General features: G+C 68.3%; 1 protein-coding gene. It reads right to left on the reverse strand.

The features are described 5' to 3' along the window. Positions 1 to 26: 26 nt before the first annotated feature. Entirely contained in the window at positions 27 to 1,835 is a 1,809-nt protein-coding gene (locus ACNAVT_RS31665) for an IS1182 family transposase (protein ID WP_416301653.1), read from the reverse strand. Positions 1,836 to 1,856: the final 21 nt, after the last annotated feature.

The following is a 1,856-nucleotide window of genomic DNA, read 5'->3' on the forward strand; positions in this document are numbered from 1 at the left end:
TGGATCCTGCTGGCTTATTGCCTGGTTCATGCGGCCAGGGCGAGTCGGGCGAGGTGGCTGGTGCGGGTTCGGTCGAGGGGGTGACCGTTCCAGTAGGCGGTCAGCCGTATCAGGTTGATCGCGACGGCGCTGAAGACGTTTTGCAGGTGGGTCTTGTCCAGGCCGCGGTAGCGGGCTTGGCGTATGCCGGTGACGTTGACGGCTTGGCTGATGGTCCCTTCGACGCCGGCGCGTCGAGCGTATTTGGCCTGCCAGGCCTTGGTGTGCTGCTCGGCGCGGGCCAGTTGTATCGCGTGGTGGACCTCGCGGGGACGCACGGACAGCTTGCGGCCGGTGCGTCGGTCGGTGGTGCACTGCTGGCGCACGGGGCAGGGTCGGCAGGTTTCCCGGGCGAAGCGCACGACGATGACGTCGCTGCCGCGTTGGGTGGTCGGGCTCCAGGTGGTGCTGGTCTGGTCCTGGGGGCAGGTGGCGCGCTGGTTGTCGAAGTCGATGGTGAACGCGGTGCTGTCGAAGCCGGCTGCTGCCCGGGCCTGAACGGAGTTGTTGGTCCGCAGCGGGGTGACCAGCGTGATGCCGTAGCGGGCCGTGGAGGCGATGACCAGGTCGATGGAGGGATAGCCGGAGTCCAGGTAGTGCTCGTCGGGCAGCAGTCCACGCCGTTGCAGCCGGTCGTGGATCGGGGTGGTCATCACCGTGTCGTTGACCGTCGCGTCGGTGGTCATCACGTTGGTGATGATGTTGGGCGACTCGATGACCGGCGCGTCAGCGCTGTCGGTGGGGCTGACGGGGCCGTTGCAGGTTTCGCTGAGGTGGACCTTGTAGCCGTTCCAGGGTTTGCTGGCGCCGCGTGTGGTGCACCAACGGGCGTGCGTGTCGTAGGGCGAGGTGAGGCGATGCCTTCCCGGCGGGAGACCGTCTACCTTCGCCTCCCGCCGTTTGACCACCTCCCGCCCGTGCTCATCGTGTCCACGCACGTAGTTCTGCAGCAGCACCACCCGCAGCACCTCCACGGCCGGCAGCCGCGCCAGCCACGGCGGCGCCGACGGGCCGTAGACCGCCGTCAGCAGCGCGAACCCGTCACTGCCGTACGTGTTCGCCAGATCGGCCCGTGCGGTCTGCGACGACGGCAGCCGCCAGTCGTGCACCCGCTGCCCGTACCGCCTGCTCCAGGCCGGCACGTCGATGACCTGCGCCACCCAATCCGGCGCCGCCGCGGCCAGGGCCTCCAGACAGGCGCGCACCGACTCCCCGGCCAGCTCCAGCCGGCTCAGATCCCGCACCGCGGCCACCACGTGGGTGGCATCCGTGCGCTGCTTACCACCCGCCGCCAGCAGCCCCTCATCAACCAGCCTGGCCAACAGCAGGTCAAGGACCCGTTCCTCCAGGCCATGAGCGATCACCCGCGCCCGGAACTCGCTCAACACCGAAGCGTCGAAACCGGTGTCGGCCAGATCCAGCCCCAGCGCGTACTTCCACGACAACTTGTCCCGCACGGCCTCGGCCGCCTGCCGATCGGTCAGGTTCTCCACCAGCTGAAACACCGTGATCAACGCCAGCCGCCCCGGAGACCAACCAGGCCGGCCGCGGACCCCGAACGCCGCACCGAACTGCTCATCAGCGAACAGCTCACCCAACTGATCTCGCACCACCACCGGCAACGGCGCCTCACGCCCGGCATACATCGCGCGAATCGCCGCAGCCACCTGCTCATCAGGCTCGGGCCACGGCCGCGGTTGCATCGACATCACACGACCCGTTTCCGCGGCTGCAGAGGGGAAGGAAGCCGCCAAACCGATCATGCATTCACGGCGAGGCAGCAACCGTCGCAACACACCCAATTAGCCAGCAGGATC

This window comes from Micromonospora sp. SL4-19 (genome assembly GCF_047921475.1).
Classification (GTDB): domain Bacteria; phylum Actinomycetota; class Actinomycetes; order Mycobacteriales; family Micromonosporaceae; genus Micromonospora.